The 16,804-nt window shown below is 66.4% G+C and carries 17 protein-coding genes; 8 read left to right on the top strand and 9 right to left on the bottom strand.

The genetic code is table 11. The features are described from left to right. Positions 1-51 precede the first annotated feature (51 nt). Positions 52-792 (bottom strand): Ltp family lipoprotein, encoded by a 741-nt coding sequence (locus RE421_RS01075; protein WP_309812909.1) that lies wholly within the window; start codon positions 790-792, stop codon positions 52-54. Between the two features lie 425 nt (positions 793-1,217). Here RE421_RS01075 and RE421_RS01070 point away from each other — a divergent pair, with 425 nt between their 5' ends. Further along, complete coding sequence (locus RE421_RS01070) at positions 1,218-2,291, top strand: Fic family protein (RefSeq protein WP_309812906.1); 1,074 nt, start codon at positions 1,218-1,220, stop codon at positions 2,289-2,291. 87 nt (positions 2,292-2,378) lie between these two features. On the opposite strand, the gene RE421_RS01065 is transcribed toward RE421_RS01070, so the two are convergent. Both RE421_RS01065 and RE421_RS01060 read right to left on the bottom strand, forming a co-directional pair. Beyond that, positions 2,379-4,331: a DNA/RNA helicase domain-containing protein gene (locus RE421_RS01065; RefSeq protein ID WP_309812903.1), complete on the bottom strand. Its 1,953-nt coding sequence runs from the start codon at positions 4,329-4,331 to the stop codon at positions 2,379-2,381. After that, positions 4,318-4,638 carry a nucleotide pyrophosphohydrolase gene (locus RE421_RS01060; RefSeq protein WP_309812901.1) on the bottom strand — a complete coding sequence of 107 codons (321 nt, stop codon included), beginning with the start codon at positions 4,636-4,638 and terminating at the stop codon, positions 4,318-4,320. Before RE421_RS01060 ends, RE421_RS01065 begins: the two co-directional genes overlap by 14 nt. Positions 4,639-5,240: 602 nt before the next feature. On the opposite strand from RE421_RS01060, the gene RE421_RS01055 reads away from it, so the two are divergent. The 4 genes from RE421_RS01055 (at position 5,241) to RE421_RS01040 (ending at position 8,576) form a co-directional block, all read left to right on the top strand. Continuing rightward, positions 5,241-6,053, top strand: coding sequence for a DUF4839 domain-containing protein (locus RE421_RS01055; RefSeq protein ID WP_309812899.1), 813 nt, complete (start codon positions 5,241-5,243; stop codon positions 6,051-6,053). Positions 6,054-6,082: 29 nt separating this feature from the next. After that, on the top strand, positions 6,083-7,144 hold the full coding sequence (locus RE421_RS01050; protein ID WP_309812893.1) for a uracil-DNA glycosylase: 1,062 nt from the start codon (positions 6,083-6,085) through the stop codon (positions 7,142-7,144). A gap of 45 nt (positions 7,145-7,189) precedes the next feature. Further along, entirely contained in the window at positions 7,190-7,429 is a 240-nt protein-coding gene (locus tag RE421_RS01045) for a type II toxin-antitoxin system ParD family antitoxin (protein ID WP_309812889.1), read from the top strand. 163 nt (positions 7,430-7,592) lie between these two features. After that, entirely contained in the window at positions 7,593-8,576 is a 984-nt protein-coding gene (locus RE421_RS01040; protein WP_309812884.1) for an NAD(P)-dependent alcohol dehydrogenase, read from the top strand. Between the two features lie 67 nt (positions 8,577-8,643). Here the strand turns inward: RE421_RS01040 and RE421_RS01035 are convergent, their stop codons facing one another. From RE421_RS01035 to RE421_RS01015, 5 genes are all read right to left on the bottom strand, one after another. Further along, a complete protein-coding gene (locus tag RE421_RS01035; protein ID WP_309812881.1) occupies positions 8,644-9,072 on the bottom strand; it encodes a methyltransferase domain-containing protein in 429 nt (142 codons plus the stop codon). 41 nt (positions 9,073-9,113) lie between these two features. Next, complete coding sequence (locus RE421_RS01030; RefSeq protein ID WP_309812878.1) at positions 9,114-9,737, bottom strand: hypothetical protein; 624 nt, start codon at positions 9,735-9,737, stop codon at positions 9,114-9,116. Between the two features lie 138 nt (positions 9,738-9,875). Then, entirely contained in the window at positions 9,876-10,517 is a 642-nt protein-coding gene (locus RE421_RS01025) for a DUF3618 domain-containing protein (RefSeq protein WP_309812876.1), read from the bottom strand. Further along, positions 10,514-10,873 carry a phage holin family protein gene (locus RE421_RS01020; RefSeq protein WP_309817014.1) on the bottom strand — a complete coding sequence of 120 codons (360 nt, stop codon included), beginning with the start codon at positions 10,871-10,873 and terminating at the stop codon, positions 10,514-10,516. The genes RE421_RS01025 and RE421_RS01020 overlap by 4 nt, the downstream gene beginning before the upstream one ends. 110 nt (positions 10,874-10,983) lie before the next feature. Next, on the bottom strand, positions 10,984-11,706 hold the full coding sequence (locus RE421_RS01015; RefSeq protein WP_309812873.1) for a hypothetical protein: 723 nt from the start codon (positions 11,704-11,706) through the stop codon (positions 10,984-10,986). A 267-nt stretch (positions 11,707-11,973) separates the two neighbouring features. Between RE421_RS01015 and RE421_RS01010 the strand changes: the two genes are divergently transcribed. From RE421_RS01010 to RE421_RS01000, 3 genes are all read left to right on the top strand, one after another. Further along, positions 11,974-12,783, top strand: a complete 810-nt coding sequence (locus RE421_RS01010; RefSeq protein WP_309812871.1) for a PRC and DUF2382 domain-containing protein — start codon at positions 11,974-11,976, stop codon at positions 12,781-12,783. Positions 12,784-12,991: 208 nt separating this feature from the next. Then, a complete protein-coding gene (locus tag RE421_RS01005; RefSeq protein WP_309812868.1) occupies positions 12,992-13,501 on the top strand; it encodes a MarR family transcriptional regulator in 510 nt (169 codons plus the stop codon). A gap of 324 nt (positions 13,502-13,825) precedes the next feature. Continuing rightward, positions 13,826-14,029: a cold-shock protein gene (locus RE421_RS01000; RefSeq protein ID WP_309812863.1), complete on the top strand. Its 204-nt coding sequence runs from the start codon at positions 13,826-13,828 to the stop codon at positions 14,027-14,029. A 92-nt stretch (positions 14,030-14,121) separates the two neighbouring features. Here the strand turns inward: RE421_RS01000 and RE421_RS00995 are convergent, their stop codons facing one another. Further along, positions 14,122-16,737: an ATP-dependent Clp protease ATP-binding subunit gene (locus tag RE421_RS00995; RefSeq protein WP_309812865.1), complete on the bottom strand. Its 2,616-nt coding sequence runs from the start codon at positions 16,735-16,737 to the stop codon at positions 14,122-14,124. Positions 16,738-16,804: the final 67 nt, after the last annotated feature.

Below are 16,804 nucleotides of genomic sequence, written 5' to 3'. Positions count from 1 at the left end.
CCTGCAGCGAGAACAGGCCTGCAGGCCGGAGGTCCTTGGTGTCCGGAATGATCAGAGTCCGGTCTGGCTCACGCCGTACTCGGCCTGCTCGGGGGTGAAGCCCTCGAAGATGAGCTGGTCCACCAGCCCGGCGCGGGAGAACGAGGTGAAGTCGAGGTAGCTGGCGGCGGACTTGGCGGCCTGCTCGTTCCAGTCGACCTCCACTCGGTCCACTGCCCAGGTAGCGTCCGCGGTGGAGTACTCCTCGAACTCCAGCTGGCCGATCAGCCCGGTGCGGGAGAACGCCGTGAAGTCCAGGTAGTTCTGGGCGGACCGTAGGGCGTTCTGCTGGCTGAGCGTTCCGGCTTCGGCTTCCGCCTCGGCCGCTGCTTCTTCGGCAGCACGAGCCTCCTCGGCGGCCTGGGCCTCGGCCTCCGCCTTCTCGGAGACTTCCGCCTCTGACTGGGCAGAGGCCTCGGCTTCTTCCGAGGCCTTGGCACGGGCCGACTCCTCGGCCTTCTCCTCAGCGTCGTCGTCCGCGGACGCGGTCGCCTCGGCCAGGGCGACGTTCTCGGTGGCGGACGGCGATGCTGTGGACTGGCTCGGCGTGCTGGCTGCGGGTGTTGGATCCTCGCCACCGCCGCCGGCGATGCCGGCGACGACAAACAACGCCAGAAGCCCGGTGGGGATCATAATGCGCTTCTTCTTGAACCACGGACGGGACGCCTTCGTGTCCTGGCCGTCACTGGCCTGGTCGCCACTGAAGAGCTGGTCCTGCTGGTAGGGGGTGGGTGATGACGGGGTCTTGGTCATGGTGTGTCCTTCATGAGGATCGCGGGGAAGCGATAGACGGTGAACGGTCCTGAGGCAGTCGCCCTAGAGCCGGCGATCCGGCGGTACGACCGGAGCGATGACCGATGGGAATGCCCCGCCGGGTGGCGGGATCGATCATGGTTCGGACGGTATGCACGGCGGCGGACGGGATAAGGAGAGCACCCCCCCAGCGAATGGTCCAGGACCTTGAGATCTCTGTTCCTTACCCAGGCTTTGATGAAAAAGCTTGGGTAAAGTTTGGGACATGATCACAGAAGCGCACCATGGGTGAGGTTTCCCCATGGGCCGTCTCGTCGGAGGATGTTAAGTGGTCCGCACCGGTCGACAGCGACATGTCGGGGCTCCGGCCACGGTGGACGACCCGTGGGCCATTTCGAGCAACCGTGCCCCCACTCATCGCGGGGTTGCCGATCGATGTGGATCCGGTGACGGCCGCAGAAGCCGCCGACGCGGCCATGGAACTGGTTCGGTTCGATGCGGAGGTGTCTCCGCGTCCGGGAGGAAGCGGGGTCGACGTCTGGACGCAGCCCACTGTGCTTCTGCACGCCGAGGCCACCGCATCGTCGCGGATCGAACAGGTCACGGCAGGGGCCCGGGCGCTCGCCTTGGCAACGATCGGCAAGTCGGGCGACTCGAACGCCGGGTTGGTCGCGGCCAATGTCCACGCCACAGAACGGGCCATCGCGCTCCCCGACGGGGTGACAGCCGACGGGATCGTCCAGGTCCAGGACGCGCTCCTAACTGACAGTGCGCCCGGCCATGCGGGAGGCTTTCGGAACGTCCCGGTGTGGATCGGCAGTTTCGGGTGCACTCCGCACACGGCAAGCTTTGTGGCGCCTCGTCCGGAGCGCGTGCCGGAGCTGATGGGCGACCTCGTCGCGTTCATCCGCCGCACCGATGTTGACCCCTTCGTGCAGGCCGCCGTGGCGCACGCCCAGTTCGAGACCATCCATCCCTTCACTGACGGCAACGGCCGCACGGGACGGGCACTGGTCCAGGCCATGCTGCGCCGGAATGGGATCACACGGCGGCTGACCGTCCCCCTTTCCGCGGGCCTGCTGGCGAGCACCGACTCGTACTACGCGGCCTTCGGGTCCTATCGGGACGGAGACCTGAACGACCTCGTTACCTCATTCGCCGCGGCCGCCCACTGGGCGAGTGCCCACGGTCGGGACATGGTCCGAGACTTGGAATCGCTTATGGAATCGTGGACTGACCGGCTGAAGGCGCGCTCTCATGCTGCCGTGTGGAAGGCCCTGCCCTTACTTATTCAACAGCCGGCCGTCACCGTGCAGTTCCTGGCGGAGTCGCTAGGTGCTTCCGAACCGGCCGCGCAGCACGCCGTGGACCAGATGGTGGAGGCCGGCATCCTCGCCCCAGTGGACGCACGCAGGAGGAGCCGCATGTGGACTGCGGACGAGGTGATTCAAGTGGCGGACGGCTTCGCTAGTCGAGCGGACCGCAGATCCGGATCCTGAGACCCGACGACGGCCGGTCCGGTGCCGCTCTCGGCGAACCTGACACTGCGATCGGTCTCGCTGAATACATAGAGGGCGATCCCGTCCTCACGAGCGGCGGCGGACTGTTGGCGGTGACTTGAACGCGATTCGTGGCGAAGCTGAATGCCTGGCCTGATGGGCCGGGGCGTACGAATACCTTGGGTCCGGGTTGAGAACAAGGTCAGTCTGGCGAGGGAGCGCAGTATCGATGAACGGTGCCTGACTCGCTCCCTTCAGTAGTTCTGGGAAGTAGTTCTTGGCCAGATGATCGCGAAGAGGACCGTCGCAGACGTAGAGGAAGGTGCCGCGGATGCCCCGCGTCAAGAGGACGTTGTAGACGTTGATGACGTATTCGCGGATCTGTTCGTCCGTGTAGGAGACGCCGAGCTTCGAGTTGTTCTCCTTGCCCTTGGCATCGAAGTAGGACCCGCGGTTGAAGACGACTTTCCCGGAGGCTTCGTCCAGTGACAGGTCGGGGCCGATGACGACTCCGGCGTAGTTCAGGTCGTAGCCCTGGATCGTATGAATCGATCCCACTTCGTTCGGTGAGCTTGGCGAGCTGACCCAATCGGTGGCCGTGGCGTTCCAGCGCAATTGGAGGCCATCGATTTCTATGTCGAAGGCCGTCTTGTCCTTCTTGCTCCGCCATCGCCACGCGAACCCTGCCAGGAGGCGCGCCAATCCATGACGTTCGTTCAACTGGAGAATCTCTTGGCGCATCTGAGCGAGGTCGGTGAACATCCGAAGGTCGTAGTCGCCGATGTTCGGGGCCATCGGTGCAGGCGCGTGGCCCGCTGCCCGCAGCACCGTGCCGAAGAAGTCAACGTAGTCGTCCCCGGCGCGCACCCGTAGTTGGGACTCGAGGAGGAACAGGCGGTCCGCCCTCGAGGCGTCGCAGATCAGTGACTCGACAGTGGCACGCGGAAGGTCCGCTGGGCGGACCGTCTGATCTGGGTCGAGGATGAGGACCTGATGGCGACTCTTCGCTCGCACCCAATCCAACTGCGTCTTGGTGACGTCGTCTGTGCCGAACAGCTTCTCGGTGATCTCACGGAAGCGCGTGTTGTGCATGGCTGCGGACTGATTGGAACGCTGACTGAGCCGATGAGCTTCATCCACGATCAGCACGTCATACGCTTGCTCCTCGTGCCCCACGGAGAAGGGTCCAACCACCTGCTCTGGAAGTAGCCCGGGTGTCTTCCGAAAGACGCGCTGGATCGACTTTCGCAGGGACTGTTGCGGGACCAGGAAGCCGATGGTAATCCCTTGAAGCCTGTTCCGATTCTCCATGGTGAATAGATCGCTGAAGGGGCGCCCGTCCTGGATCAGGTCTTCCAGTTCCGCATCCGTCAGGTTCTGGATATCAGTGAGAAGCTTCAACAGCACGACGGCGAGAACCGTCTTGCCCGTGCCAGGTCCACCTTGAACCACCATGGGGTCCGTGGCCTTCGAATGAGCAGAAGACCCAGACAGGTCGTCGAGTATGGCCTCGGCCATCTGACGTACTGATTCATCCTGTTCGGGGGAGAGCTCTTTGAACGGCGACAGCTTGTACAGGTCCTGATTGATGATCTCCAGCTGGGTCTGGGTGAAAAGTCCTTCGGAGTGGAGCTCATCGAAGATGCGGCGAAACGTCTCCTGGTAGTAGTCACGGGCGAAGTAGTTCCCGGCGACGATGCCTTCATTGCGGTTCTCCACCGTTTGGCCGTCTCCGGAGAACATCCGAATGAGGAAGGCCTCCAAGTCGAGGGCGGCGGACTTGTTGTACTTGTCGTGGAGGACGACTCGGGTTTCGGTGAGGTCCTTCTTTGCCTCGCTCTGCATGTGCTGCGCGAGGCGACGGTCCGTCTTGAGCGTTTCTCCTACGTAGATCTTCTGAGTCACCCGGTGCGAGCTGGTGGAGAGCCCCTGGTGCAGTATGTAGACCGCCGGCCAGTTCTTCAGCCTCGACTCGTTCGACGCGGCTTCGCTGACGCCAGCGCTGGTCAGCGGGAAGCTTCGGATCTCAAAGTCGGTCATACTTCGTACTCCTGCCCTTGGCCAAGTCCACCGGGTACTTGATACGAGTTTCTCGCAGTTTGCTCTGGACTATCTCATCCGCATCGAGTCCCAGTGAATCGGCAAGTAGAAACGCGTAGGTGAGGACATCTGCGAGCTCGGATCGGACCGCGCCGATGTCAGCCTCGCTGTTCCACTGGAAGCACTCGAGGAGTTCACCAGTCTCAACGGCAATGCTCTTGGCGAGGTTCTCGGGAATATGGAACTGCCCCCACTCTCGTTCGGCGACCATGCTGCGGAGAAGCTCCATAGTGTGCTCGTGACTCATACAGAGAAGCTATCTGACATGGCGGTCGCCCAGTAATCAGTGTGTTGGAATCACCGAGGCACCCGGAGAACCCCTCAGCAGTACACCTACAGAACAACCCGGTCTGAAGGAGCGGAGACTTTCATGACCACGATGGCTGATCTGCCCTCCATGTTGGAGCTACGGACTCGTCGGGTTGAGGCACGGCAAGAGTTCCGGACAGTGGTGGGCCGTCAAGCCCGAACTATCCGATGACGTAGCGTTCGTACCATGCTTGGTGGCTGACTTCGTTGGCCCAGAGATGGGCGCAGGAAGCGGAGAACACCTTCCGCGCCGCCTCGAATTTCTGAACGACTGGTTCGGTGCCTGGAATCCAGGACAGAGTCATCATCGCCTCTTCGCGCAGATGCTATCCGAATTGAGGGCGCGAGGATCTCGCCGACCTAAGTCTCACCGCGGAGTATCAGAAGGACACCTGCCCCGTCGGCGACTACCGACGCCAGGTCTGCGTTCTGGATGGTGCTAGCCGCATTGAAGAAGGTGGGACGGGAAATGCCGCGCTGGGAGTGTTCTATGCTCACCGTAACTGGCGCGAACAAGTTCATTTGGAGGACTTAAGGTACATGAGTGACAGGGTCACGTATGAGTCCAAGACCGTTCGAACATTGCGTGGGACTGAAGAGCGGACGGTAGCCAAGTGGCAGAAACTTGGTTGGGAACACGTCAGTACGGAAAAATGGACTCTGCAATCAGTGATCACCCTTCGCCGATCGAAACCCAAGCCACCTTGGCGCCTCATCGGAGCGTTGGGCGGCTTTGTTGCCATCGTCATCGTCGTCTCTCTCATCATGTCGGCCGTCACCGGCGACGGTGGAGAAGAACCATCGGCCGCAACCTCACCATTGATCTCATTGCACGCCGCCGGATCGTCGTCGCCGTCTGGATCAGCTAGTGCCGCGCAATCGACGCCGACACCCAGTGAAGCCGACTCCGCAGAATCTGGATCGGCGGTCATGGGGGAGTCCGAGTCAAGTTCGACAAGCTCAGAAGAGACTTTGACCGTCGACAACAACCAGGATCTGGCGTCCCTACTGGCCGGTCCCGGCCGTCCTTCTGAGGCCGAACAGTTCGCTGAGAAATATGCGGGGAAACTCATCGAATTCGACGCGAACATCGGCGAGATGACGAACCACGGTAACTACGACACCCGATTCGACATCTTAATCCTGGCAGGCGACTACAGCACGACAGAACAGTCAGGCCCACCGTTCCAATTTCGAGATGTGAACACCGTCTTCGATCTGCACTACACCGACTCAGATCGCCAAGGGTTTATCGGTGTTGGAGACAATCTCCGAGTCATCGCCGAAGTGGTGGAGTTCGAGGAGCTCAGCGAGCTCTTCCTGCTTGAACCGGTATCCACTGAGTTCCGGTAGGCGGGCTCCTAGCGGCGTTCAGAGATGGCATGCCCGATGATGAGATTATGCCATCACCCAATGACGCGCGGTTCAAACACCCTCTGAGTGACACTGATTTCTGGAGCCACCAGCGTGCAGCGGTCTATGAGCCCCATGTGGAGCCTGTGAACCGTTTCGTTGATTCTCTAGCGAAAGTCCGTGCTGAGGACGAGATTCCGTACGTCGCGCCCGTGCACGGTGGGGTACAGGCACGGGTGCTGAGCATACTGAGAGACCCCGGCCCTGCAACTCGGAGAGACCTGGGTACCGGTCTCATCTCGGTTCTCAATCCTGATCAGACGGCCGCTAAGCAGCTTGAGCTCTTCGCCCACGAGGGAATCGACCTGAATGATGTCACTCCGTGGAACGCCTACCCGTGGTACATCAATCGGGCACCCACGACGACTGAGAAGGTAGAAGGCGCTCGCGTCATGCGTCTATTGCTCGACCTCCTGCCCAACCTTGAGGTCGTCTTCCTTCAGGGAGCGGATGCCGCAGAGACCTGGCGCAAACTGGAGCGGATCGATCCCGACGTCGCGCGTAAGCGGGACATGCTTGTTATCAAGAGCTTTCACCCGAGCCAGCAAGCCTTGTGGCACAAAGACCCCCTGGAACGGTCAAGGCGCAAAGAAGCTCGACGAGAGGCCTATCGCCAGCTCGGGTCAGTCCTCCGCGGTGAGGTACTCCAACCAGCTCCGATATACGAAGGCAAGGGAAGCGAAGCACGCATCGAGGAGGCCTTCGCCGCATACCTTACGTCTGAAGGATGGGAAGTCCAGCGGCAGGTCGACTATGTCGATGTCATCGGGACCAAGGGCGGAAGGACCTTGAAGGCTGAAGTGAAGGGCTGGACAGGAGCCAACTCAGGGCTGGACGTGGACACGATGTTCGGCCAGATCCTCCGGCGGTTCCCCGGCGGGCCCGATGAGCGTTTCCGTGCGGCCGTCGTCGTGCCGATGGAGGCATTGGCGAAGGTCAGGCGAGTTCCCGGGTGGGTACTGCTGAACGTTGGGATTGACGTATATACCGTCGACCGAGACGGACACGTCGAACGCCACGAGTTGACCTGAAGTAGTAGATCGTCGCAGCCAGCGGATTCTGCCCAGACTGGTCGCATGGCAATAGTGAACATCTCCCTCACCGATGGGCTCAAAGAGTTCGTCGAAGCCCAGGCCACTGAGCGAGGCTACGGCACCAGTAGCGAGTTCGTTCGGGAGCTGATCCGTCGGGAAGAGAGGCGCACGCAGTTCCGTGACTTGCTGGTGGACGGCATGGGGTCTGGGCCGGGGTCGGAACTTGATGAGGAGTGTTTCGAGCGGATGCGCGACCGCATTCGGTCCGCCGACACCTCTTGAGAACGCGCCGTGTCGTGACCATGAGGCGGGTCGAAGACTTCCATGCCGTTCGGGTACACCGAGTCTCCGTCATTGCTGGTGGGCGAGGGGGCCGGCGTCGTGCTTCTGAATTCAGCGCCGCGCCGAGGCCGCCGTCCATGGATACTGATCTCGGGAGGCAACCATGAGAGCAGCGATCAACACGGAGTACGGGCCACCGGAGGTGGTCCGCGTGCGTCAGGTACCGGATCCAGAACCGGCCGGCGGCGAGGTGCTGGTCCGCGTCCACACCACCACGGTCAACCGCACCGACTGTGCCTACCGCGCCGCCCATCCGTGGTTCATGCGGGCCCTCACCGGCCTCCGCGCCCCACGCCGCACGGTCCTCGGCACCGAGTATGCCGGGGAGGTCATCGGAGTGGGGGAGGGGGCCGTGGACCTCACGGTCGGCGATCAGGTCTTCGGCTACAACGAGGGACGCTTCGGGGCACACGCTGAACTGCTGGCGGTGCCGGAGGACTCGATGATCGCCCGGATTCCGTCCAACGTGGACGTCAAGATGGCCGCGGCGAGCACCGAAGGCGCTCACTATGCCCGCTCAAGCATCCGGCGTGCCGGGGTGCGGGCCGGGAACCGGGTGCTGGTCATCGGCGCCACCGGGGGCATCGGCTCAGCTGCCGTCCAGCTTCTCGCGCACCTCGGTGCGAGGGTCAACGTGGTTTGTGCCGCCGAGCACGCCGAGATGGTCCGCGGCCTGGGAGCGGAGACGGTCATCGACCGCTTCACGGAGGACATCACCGCCCGGCCCGAGCGCTACGACGTGGTGGTCGACGCCGTCGGCAAAAGCACCTTCGCTGCGTGCCGGCCGATCCTGCTGCCCGGCGGCCGCTATGTCTCCTCTGAGCTGGGGCCGGGCGGCCAGAACCTGCCGCTGGCCGCGCTCGGCGCGGTGGGTACCAAGATGCCCGGGCGGCTCGCGGCAGCGCGACGGGTGGTGTTCCCCTACCCGGAGGAGGGCCAGCACGTGGCCGAGGAGATCGCCGGGCTGCTGGCGTCCGGGGCGTTCTCGCCGGTCATCGACCGCGAGTACGGACTGGACGAGATCGTCGAGGCCTACCGGTACGTGGAGACCGGCGAGAAGGTCGGCAGCGTCCTGATCCGGATGTAAACCCGGACATGCAGCACGGGCTTCGCCACTCCCGGCTCGCGTGACGGCCCACCCAGCCGCCCATCCGTCACTCAAGAAGGATGACGCGCAGCGGTGCACCGCCGTCGATGTACAGGCGCCCGCCTGGACGTAGCGCCTCGCGGATGCGGGCGCGTGCGGCGATCCCTTCGACGGGGTGGCGACCGTCGAACGCTCCCACCCGGATGGCGAAGGCCAGATCGAAGGGGTCCTCCCGTGCCAGGAGCGTGAAGTCCTCGGCCGCTACACAGCGGGTGCTGAGCTGTCCTGCGGCGATCTCTGCCGCCGCGGTACGTTCGATCTGCGCGACACCCTTCGTTGAGCGGTCGATGACGAGGATGTGCCCGCCCGGCGCGATGCGTTCGCAGACCGCTCGCGCGGCGGCACCCGGAGCTCCGCCGATCTCAAGGACCCGCAGGCCCGGTTCCAGGGGCAGGGCGTCGACAATCTCGGCCAGGCGTGGCGACAGCGCACTCATCACACGCTTCCTCCGCAAGGAGGACGGCTCCCGGCGCCGGCTCAGTCCCGCGGCTCGCGGGCATGATCCAGCCCGAACTGGTCGATCTTGCGGTGGTAGCGCATCCCCATGATGCCTCCCAGCACGGCGCCGACGAGGGCGAGCAGGGCGGCGACGATCACGGCGATGATGCCGGTGGTGGTCAAGGTGTCGGTGGGGACCTGGACCCCCGAGAGGGTGCTGAGCTGGCCGACGAGATCGAACTGGCTGCCGGCGATCAGGCCGATGACCGCCAGGATGATGACGATGACCACGGCCCACAGCCACACGGCGACGCCCTGCTTGGCGCCGTCAAAGCGGGCCATGCGGCCGGCGACGTATCCGCCGCAGAAGTAGGCGATCAGCAGGATCACCGCCAGGATGATGGCTCCCGTGATCCCCGCCGCGGTGGGGTCCTGGGTGGCCTGCTCGGCGGCCTGCCCGGGGTCGGTGTTGCTCGCGAGGCCGACACCGACGCCGATGGCGGACAGTAGGGCGGCGAGCAACACCGCCATGCCGGTGGCGGCCAGCCAGCCGAAGAAGGCGGCACCGAACTTGAAACCGCCGAAGCGGTCTCGCTCGGCGGCCACGAGGTCGTCGCGGCGGGAGTGGGGAGTGCTGGATCCGGATGCGTTCTGCTCGCTCATGGTGTGTTCCCCCGTGGGTGGGTGTCTGGGCCGGCGGCACGGGGAGTGTCGCCGTGTGGGTGGAGGGCGGCTGTGCTCTGCCGGGGCGGGCCGCCCGGGACGGTGAGGTCCCGGACGCCCCGCCCACAGGCGCCGTGCTCAGGACTCCTGTGCGGTGTCTTTGACGCGCTGGGCCGCCTGTTGCGAGTCCCCCCGGACCTGGTCGGCGCCGTGCTGGGCGTCGGCCTTGACCTCTTCGGCTCCGGAGGTGGCCGTGTCCTTGACCGACGCCGCGGCCTCCTCGGCTTGGGGCTTCAGGTGCTCGCCCATGTCCTGGGCCATGGACTTGGCCTCGTCGACCACCGGACCGGACTGCTCCTTGACCTTCTCAGCGGCGTCCTGCTCGGCCTGGGAGGCCGGGATGAGGGAGCCGATCAGCCAGCCGGCGCCCAGGGCGATGAGCCCGGCGGCCAGGGGGTTGCCGCGCGTGCTGCGGCGCACCCGCTCGGGCGCGTCCTGGACGGCGTGCATGGCGTCCTCTGCCCCGTGCTGGGCATCCTGGGCCATGCCCCTGGCCTGGTCTTTCAGCCCGGGCGAACCGGGGGAAGAGGTGCCGTAGGTATCGTGGTCGCTGCCCATCACGGACTCCTTCAGGTTGGTCAGTCGGCTCCGGACCCGGTCGCCCTGCCGGTGGACGGCCTTGGCGGGGTCGACCTTCTCGGCGAGGGCGTCCACGTCCCGTCCGAGGTCGTGGCGGGTGCGCTCGATGTCGGCGCGGATCTCATCGGGATTGTTGCTCATGGCGTCTCCTTGCTGGGGTTCAGGGTCGGCGGGATCTCCTGAACCGTCTCCTGGGTCTGCGGCAGACCCTTGATGCGATCGAAGTGTTTCTTGCCCAAAAGGGCGAGCACGGCGGCCACGATGGCCCAGATCACGGCCACGATGAGTGCCGCCCAGCCCAGGTGCATGACCGAGCCGAGCGCCCACATCAGGGCCATGGACAGGAACAGCAGGACGAGGACGGCCGCCAGGGCCGCACCGGCCATCATTCCGGCGCCGGTCCCAGCCTTCTTGGCCTCCGCGGTCGCCTCGGCCTTGGCCAGCTGGATCTCCTGCCGGACCAGGGTGCTGAGGTTGGCCGAGAGGCTGGAGAACATCTCGCCGAGCGACTCGCTGCGGGCGCGGTGCTCGGCCTCCGGCTCCGGCGCCTGGGTGGAGCCCGTTCCCGGGCCAATGCCGGGATCGGTCCGGTCGTCAGGGACGGAGGTCATGGGCGGCCTCCCGGATCGATGCCGGGCACGGGGCCGTCGTCGTAGTACACGGACCCGGGAACCCGGTCGATGGTGGGCGGCGCCGCGGGCGGTGCCGGAGGAGGCCCACCGGCCGGGCCGGCGTCGGGCCTCGGGGGCTGGATGACCCCGCGAGGAGTCGGCGGGGGCGAGGCCGGAGGCGCAGACCGGTCCTGCGCACCGGAACCGGAGTCGGATCGGGCGTCGGTGATCCCGCGGGTGAGCCGGCCGGCCACGAGACCGATGCCGGCCGCCACCAGCAGGAACGTGCCGGGCCGGCGGGCCGCGAACCGGCGCACATCGTCCAGCAGGTCCGCCGGTTCCTTCGTCTCCAGCTGGTGGGTGAACCGCTGGACCCGGTTCGTCATCCCGGACAGGGCCCGGCTGACCATCTCGGATTCGGGCTGCTCTCCGCGCGACAGCCGTTGCAGGTCATCGGCGATCGTGCGGGACTGCTCAGCCAGCCGCTGCTGCTGCGTGGAGGCCTGGCTGGCCACCTCGTCTTTGGCTGAGTCGGCCAGGGACCTGGCCTGTGCCATCGCCTCGTCCTTCACCTGCCCTGCTTGCTGCTTGGCCGTGCCGGCCACGTCCTGGGCCGCGGACTGGGCCGAGTCCTTGACGTGTTCGGCCTCGTGGCGGGCGGCGTCCTGGGTGTCGGACTGGCCTTTCGAAGGGGTGGGTGATTCCGGATTCAGTGTCATCAGCGGTGTCCTTCCGGTGGTGGCCGGATCCCGACCACATTAATCGGATATTGAACAGTTCTAGGGCTTAACTGATCGTCCACCGGACTATATGCTGACCACGCCGGATCCGCACCGGTAGCGGCGAGAAAACTTCTGCAATGCTCCCGGCGGGCCGCCGCGGAGGGCTCATCGCCCCTCCGCTCCGTTCCGTGGCGCGACCGGCACCGCATTCCTCGCCGAGGGAGCGATTCCTCGACGGGCAACCCAGGAGAGGAAATCAGGATCATGGATGACTTCACGTCGGTGGAGCGACTTCAGAACGCCACCGTCTACGGCAATGACGGCAACAAGATCGGAACGGTGGGCCAGGTCTACCTCGATGACCAGACGGGCCAGCCCTCCTTCGTGACCGTCAGCACGGGATTGTTCGGGGCGAAGGAGACCTTCATCCCGATCGGGCAGGCGACGCCCTCCGCGGAGGGTCTGCAGGTCCCCTTCGACAAGGGCTTCATCAAGGATGCCCCCAACGTCGACGCCGACGGCTCCATCACCCCCGAGGAGGAGCGCCGCCTCTACGAGTACTACTCCCTGGACTACCAGGCCACCGCGGCCGGCACCGACCGTGACGCTGTCGGCGCCGGGGCCGGTAGGGAATCCACGGCGGGCGTGGACCGCGACGTGGATACGACTGCGGCGGGAGCGGAAGCGGGAGCCGGCCGGGACGGCGAATCGGTGGTCGCCCGCAATGAGAGCCTCAACGTCGGTACCGAGGTCCACGAGACCGGTCAGGTGCGCCTGCGCAAGCACGCCCACACCGAGACCGAGACCGTCGAGGTCCCCGTGACGCGGGAGGAGGTCGTGGTCGAACGCGAGTCCGTGGACCCGGATTCGCCCGAGGCACGCCAGGACACCGGGGACGAGGAGGTGGTGATGACCACCCATGAAGAGGTCCCGGTGGTGGAGAAGACAGCCACCGCCGAGAAGGTGTCGGTGGACAAGAACCGCGTGCAGGACACCGAGCGGGTCTCCGGCACGGTGCAGCGGGAGGACATCGACGTGGACGGTGACCCCGGTACCTCCGGCGGACGCGGCTGACGCCCCTCGGGCACGCTGGAGTCCACCTGACCGGGGCAGTGTCCCTTCCGCGGGAAAGGACACTGCCCCGGTGCGGGCGGCGCGGGGTCATATCGGTCGGGAGCGCGGAGAATCAAGGGGAGTGCAGGTCAGCCCCTAGACTTCAGTCGAGAACGCCCACGAATGATCCACCCAGCCTTCGGCCGGGACCAGCAGAGGAGGTGCCCGGATGCTCGGTGCCGAGCATGAGACTCCCTCCGCCGGCAGCGGATTCTGGTACGCGCCCGTCAGGCACCCGGCGACGGCTCGCATCCTGGACCTGATGCGTGAGGTCCGTGAGGCGAAGCAACGCCGGCAAGCAAGCACCCAGGACTCGATGGGCCTCGGTGGCAAGGACCTGCAGGCTCTGCGCTACCTGATCCAGGAGCAGTCCTCCGATCGCCTGATGCGCCAGAAGGACCTCGCCCATCATCTGGGGCTCTCCACGGCCGCCATCAGTGCACTCATCGACCGGCTCGTCGGCGCCGGGCATCTGCGCCGCATCTCTCACCCCGAGGACCGCCGCTCGGTGGCCCTCGAGGTCGCCGGTGCCACGGTGGAGAAGGTGCGCGACTCCCTGGGGGAGACGCACGCCGGAATGCTCCGCGCCGTCGAGGGGCTGACGCCGTCCGAGCAGGGCGTGGTCTCGGCATTCCTCAGCGACATTCTCCGCGCCCTCGACGCCCGGCGCACGGACTGACCTGCTACTCGCTGGGGGGCGCTGCCACGGCCTACTGGGATGAGCTGATGTAGACCCCGTCCTGTCACCGGGACACCAGGCGGCCCCACCGGCCTCGATGGGGTCGCCTGACGTTGTGTGGCGAAAAGTCAACTGACCCTCGTGGAATCGGCGATCTTCCCGTACATTGGTCGCAGAAGTCGTTGTTGTTGTTGCAGTAAGTCCGTCATCACTGCGGACCGGGAGGCCCTTGGGCCGACTGGGGCGTTGCGAAACGGTATGTACACACCGCTTCGCCCCCGCCGGAAAACCGGTGGGTGGAACACCCAGAGAAAAGAGGCCACCATGGCTACCGGTACCGTCAAGTGGTTCAACGCTGAAAAGGGCTTTGGCTTCATCGCCCCGGACGACAACTCCGCTGACATCTTCGTGCACTTCTCCGCCATCGAGGGCTCCGGCTTCAAGGAGCTCCAGGAGGACCAGAAGGTCGAGTTCGAGGCGACCCAGGGCCAGAAGGGCATGCAGGCCTCCTCGGTCCGCCCCCTCTGATCTGATCAGAACACCAGAACGGCCGCTCACCCCTGAAGGGTGAGCGGCCGTTCTGTGTTCACAGGCTGCCGACTTGCTGTCGGCCAGGCCACTCAGGCGGCCAGCGCCTCCGGTGCCGGCGCGGCGTCGGACCGCACGGCCTGTACGGTCAGTTGCCCGTCGGCCACGCCCACGCGGACCGCACCGCCCGCCCCCACGGCCTCGGTGACCAGCAGGTCGGCCACGGCATCGTCCAACTCGCGCTGGATCACCCGGCGCAGGGGCCGGGCGCCGTAGGCGGGCTCGTGGCCGGCGTCGGCGATCCAGTCCCGGGCCGCGGAGTCCACCTCGAGCGCGATGCCCTGGGCGGCGAGCCGCTGCTCGGAATCGGCCAGCTGCAGGCCCACGATCTGCCGCAGCTCCGCCGGGGCCAGGGGTGAGAACAGCACGGTGTCGTCGATCCGGTTGAGGAACTCCGGCCGCATGAACTCCTTGACCCGGCCCATCACCTTCTGCCGCACCTCGCGCTCGGCGGAGGCGGCGTCGCCGGAGACGAAGCCCAGCGGCGTCCCGCCCGATGACAGGAACTCGGAACCGAGGTTCGAGGTCATGATCAGCACCGTGTTGCGGAAGTCCACGGTGCGCCCCTGCCCGTCGGTGAGCCGGCCGTCGTCGAGCACCTGCAGCAGCAGGTTGAACACGTCCGGGTGCGCCTTCTCGATCTCGTCCAGCAGCACCACCGAGTAGGGGCGGCGGCGGACGCGCTCGGTCAGCTGCCCGGCCTCGTCATAGCCCACGTACCCCGGAGGGGCACCGACCAGGCGGGAGACCGTGTGGCGCTCGCCGAACTCGGACATGTCGAACCGGACCATCGCGTCCTCGTCGTCGAACAGCGAGTGCGCCAGGGACTTGGCCAGCTCCGTCTTGCCCACGCCGGTGGGACCCAGGAACAGGAAGCTGCCCACGGGCCGCGAGGGGTCGGCCATCCCGGTCCGGGACCGGCGGATGGACTTGGCGATCGCCGCGACCGCGTCATCCTGCCCCACCACGCGGGCGTGCAGCTCCTCCTCCAGGCGGGCCAGCCGCGACTTCTCCGCCTCGGTCATCCGCGCGGCCGGGATGCCGGTGGCGCGGGAGACCATCTCGGCGATGGCGTCCTCGTCCACCACGCGCTCGGCCCCGTCGCCGGCGGCCGGGCGGGACAGCGCCTCGGCCAGCTGCTCGCTGAGCCGGGTGGCCTCGTCGCGCAGCTCGGTGGCCCGCTCGTAGTCCTCGGCGTTGACCGCCGAGTTCTTCTCGGCCTCCACGTCCGCGAGCTGGGACCGCAGCGCGTCCACGTCGGCCGCCGGGCCGTCGTCGTGCACCGCCGGCCCGCGCCGCAGGGACAGCCGGGCTCCGGCCTGGTCGATCAGGTCGATCGCCTTGTCCGGCAGGAACCGGTCCGTGATGTACCGGTCCGAGAGCACGACGGCGGCGCGCAGCGCCTCGTCCGTATAGGTCACCTGGTGGTGGTCCGCGTAGCGCCCGGCCAGCCCGTGCAGGATCTGCACGGCGTCCTCCACCGAGGGCTCGCCGACGGTCACCGGCTGGAAGCGGCGCTCGAGCGCGGCGTCCTTCTCCAGGGCGCGGTACTCCTTGAGCGTGGTGGCACCCACCAGGTGCAGGTCACCGCGGGCCAGCCGCGGCTTGAGGATGTTGCCGGCGTCCATGCCGCCGGACTCCCCGGACCCGCCCGCGCCCACCACGGTGTGGAGCTCGTCGATGAACACGATCGTGTTGCCGTCCTCGGCGATCTCCTCCATGGTCTTGGTGAGCCGCTCCTCAAAGTCGCCCCGGTAGCGGGTGCCGGCCACCATCCCCGGCAGGTCCAGGGCGATCACGCGGCGGCCGGCGAGCTGGGCGGGGACCTCGTCCGCGGCGATGGCCTGGGCCAGGCCCTCCGCGATCGCGGTCTTGCCCACGCCTGCCTCGCCGATCAGCACCGGGTTGTTCTTGGTGCGGCGGGCCAGCACCTCGATGGTCTGCTCGATCTCCCCGGCCCGGCCGATCACCGGGTCCAGCCGGCCCTCGCGCGCCTCCGCGGTCAGGTCCTGGCCGAACTGCTCCAGCATGGACTTCTGTCCGCCCTGACCGTCCTGGCCGGGCTGCTGCCCGCCGGACTGAGCCGGACCGTGCTGGGACTGCTGCTGGGCGGCCGCCTGGAGCGACTGCGGGGTGATGCCCGCCTGGGCCAGCAGCTGGCCGGCGGGGGAGTCGTGGTTGAGCACGAGCGCGAAGAACACGTGCTCCGGGTCGATGTACGTGGAGCCGAACGCGCGCGCCACCTGGTAGCCGTCCAGCAGCACCTTCTGCGCGGAGGCGTTGAGGGACGCGGCCGAGCCGGCAGGGTTGAGTGCACCGGCGCTTTCGCGCTCGGCGGGGGCGGGAAGCCGGTCGTCGACGGCGGCCGTCACCTGCTGCGGGTCGGCGCCGGTCTGGCGCAGGGCGGCCGCGGCGGGATCCTGGCCCAGCAGGGAGCGCAGCAGGTGCAGTGCGTCCACCTCGTGCTGCCCGCGCTCGAGCGCGAACTGCGCGGCGGCGGTGACCACGTCATGGGTGCGCTTGCTCAGCAGCCGGGTCAGGTCCACGGGCCGGCCCTGCCGGCTGGTCCGCTGCCCCTGCAGGTAGCGGGTCAGGAATTCGTCGAAGGAATCGCCGTTCGAGCCGGCGGGTCCGGAGAATGCGGGCATGGGGTGTCCTCCTTGGGGGCGTCAATCGTCAGACTTGAGTGCGTACAACTCAAGTAACGGCGATGCT

It is taken from the genome of Citricoccus sp. I39-566 (genome assembly GCF_031432995.1).
GTDB classification, from domain to species: domain Bacteria; phylum Actinomycetota; class Actinomycetes; order Actinomycetales; family Micrococcaceae; genus Citricoccus; species Citricoccus nitrophenolicus_A.
Note: the sequence above shows the minus strand (reverse complement) of the source record. Positions and strands in the feature narration are given on the sequence as shown.

Excerpts from the sequence above, each read along its gene's own strand:
- RE421_RS01060 (WP_309812901.1), bottom strand. The coding sequence starts at position 4,638 with ATGAGTCACGAGCACACTATGGAGCTTCTCCGCAGCATGGTCGCCGAA.
- RE421_RS01035 (WP_309812881.1), bottom strand. The coding sequence starts at position 9,072 with ATGAGTGCGCTGTCGCCACGCCTGGCCGAGATTGTCGACGCCCTGCCC.
- RE421_RS01005 (WP_309812868.1), top strand. The coding sequence starts at position 12,992 with ATGCTCGGTGCCGAGCATGAGACTCCCTCCGCCGGCAGCGGATTCTGG.
- RE421_RS01030 (WP_309812878.1), bottom strand. The coding sequence starts at position 9,737 with ATGAGCGAGCAGAACGCATCCGGATCCAGCACTCCCCACTCCCGCCGC.
- RE421_RS01050 (WP_309812893.1), top strand. The coding sequence starts at position 6,083 with ATGCCCGATGATGAGATTATGCCATCACCCAATGACGCGCGGTTCAAA.
- RE421_RS01075 (WP_309812909.1), bottom strand. The coding sequence starts at position 792 with ATGACCAAGACCCCGTCATCACCCACCCCCTACCAGCAGGACCAGCTC.
- RE421_RS01020 (WP_309817014.1), bottom strand. The coding sequence starts at position 10,873 with ATGTTCTCCAGCCTCTCGGCCAACCTCAGCACCCTGGTCCGGCAGGAG.
- RE421_RS01025 (WP_309812876.1), bottom strand. The coding sequence starts at position 10,517 with ATGAGCAACAATCCCGATGAGATCCGCGCCGACATCGAGCGCACCCGC.
- RE421_RS01015 (WP_309812873.1), bottom strand. The coding sequence starts at position 11,706 with ATGACACTGAATCCGGAATCACCCACCCCTTCGAAAGGCCAGTCCGAC.
- RE421_RS01065 (WP_309812903.1), bottom strand. The coding sequence starts at position 4,331 with ATGACCGACTTTGAGATCCGAAGCTTCCCGCTGACCAGCGCTGGCGTC.
- RE421_RS01045 (WP_309812889.1), top strand. The coding sequence starts at position 7,190 with ATGGCAATAGTGAACATCTCCCTCACCGATGGGCTCAAAGAGTTCGTC.
- RE421_RS01040 (WP_309812884.1), top strand. The coding sequence starts at position 7,593 with ATGAGAGCAGCGATCAACACGGAGTACGGGCCACCGGAGGTGGTCCGC.
- RE421_RS01010 (WP_309812871.1), top strand. The coding sequence starts at position 11,974 with ATGGATGACTTCACGTCGGTGGAGCGACTTCAGAACGCCACCGTCTAC.
- RE421_RS01000 (WP_309812863.1), top strand. The coding sequence starts at position 13,826 with ATGGCTACCGGTACCGTCAAGTGGTTCAACGCTGAAAAGGGCTTTGGC.
- RE421_RS01055 (WP_309812899.1), top strand. The coding sequence starts at position 5,241 with ATGAGTGACAGGGTCACGTATGAGTCCAAGACCGTTCGAACATTGCGT.
- RE421_RS00995 (WP_309812865.1), bottom strand. The coding sequence starts at position 16,737 with ATGCCCGCATTCTCCGGACCCGCCGGCTCGAACGGCGATTCCTTCGAC.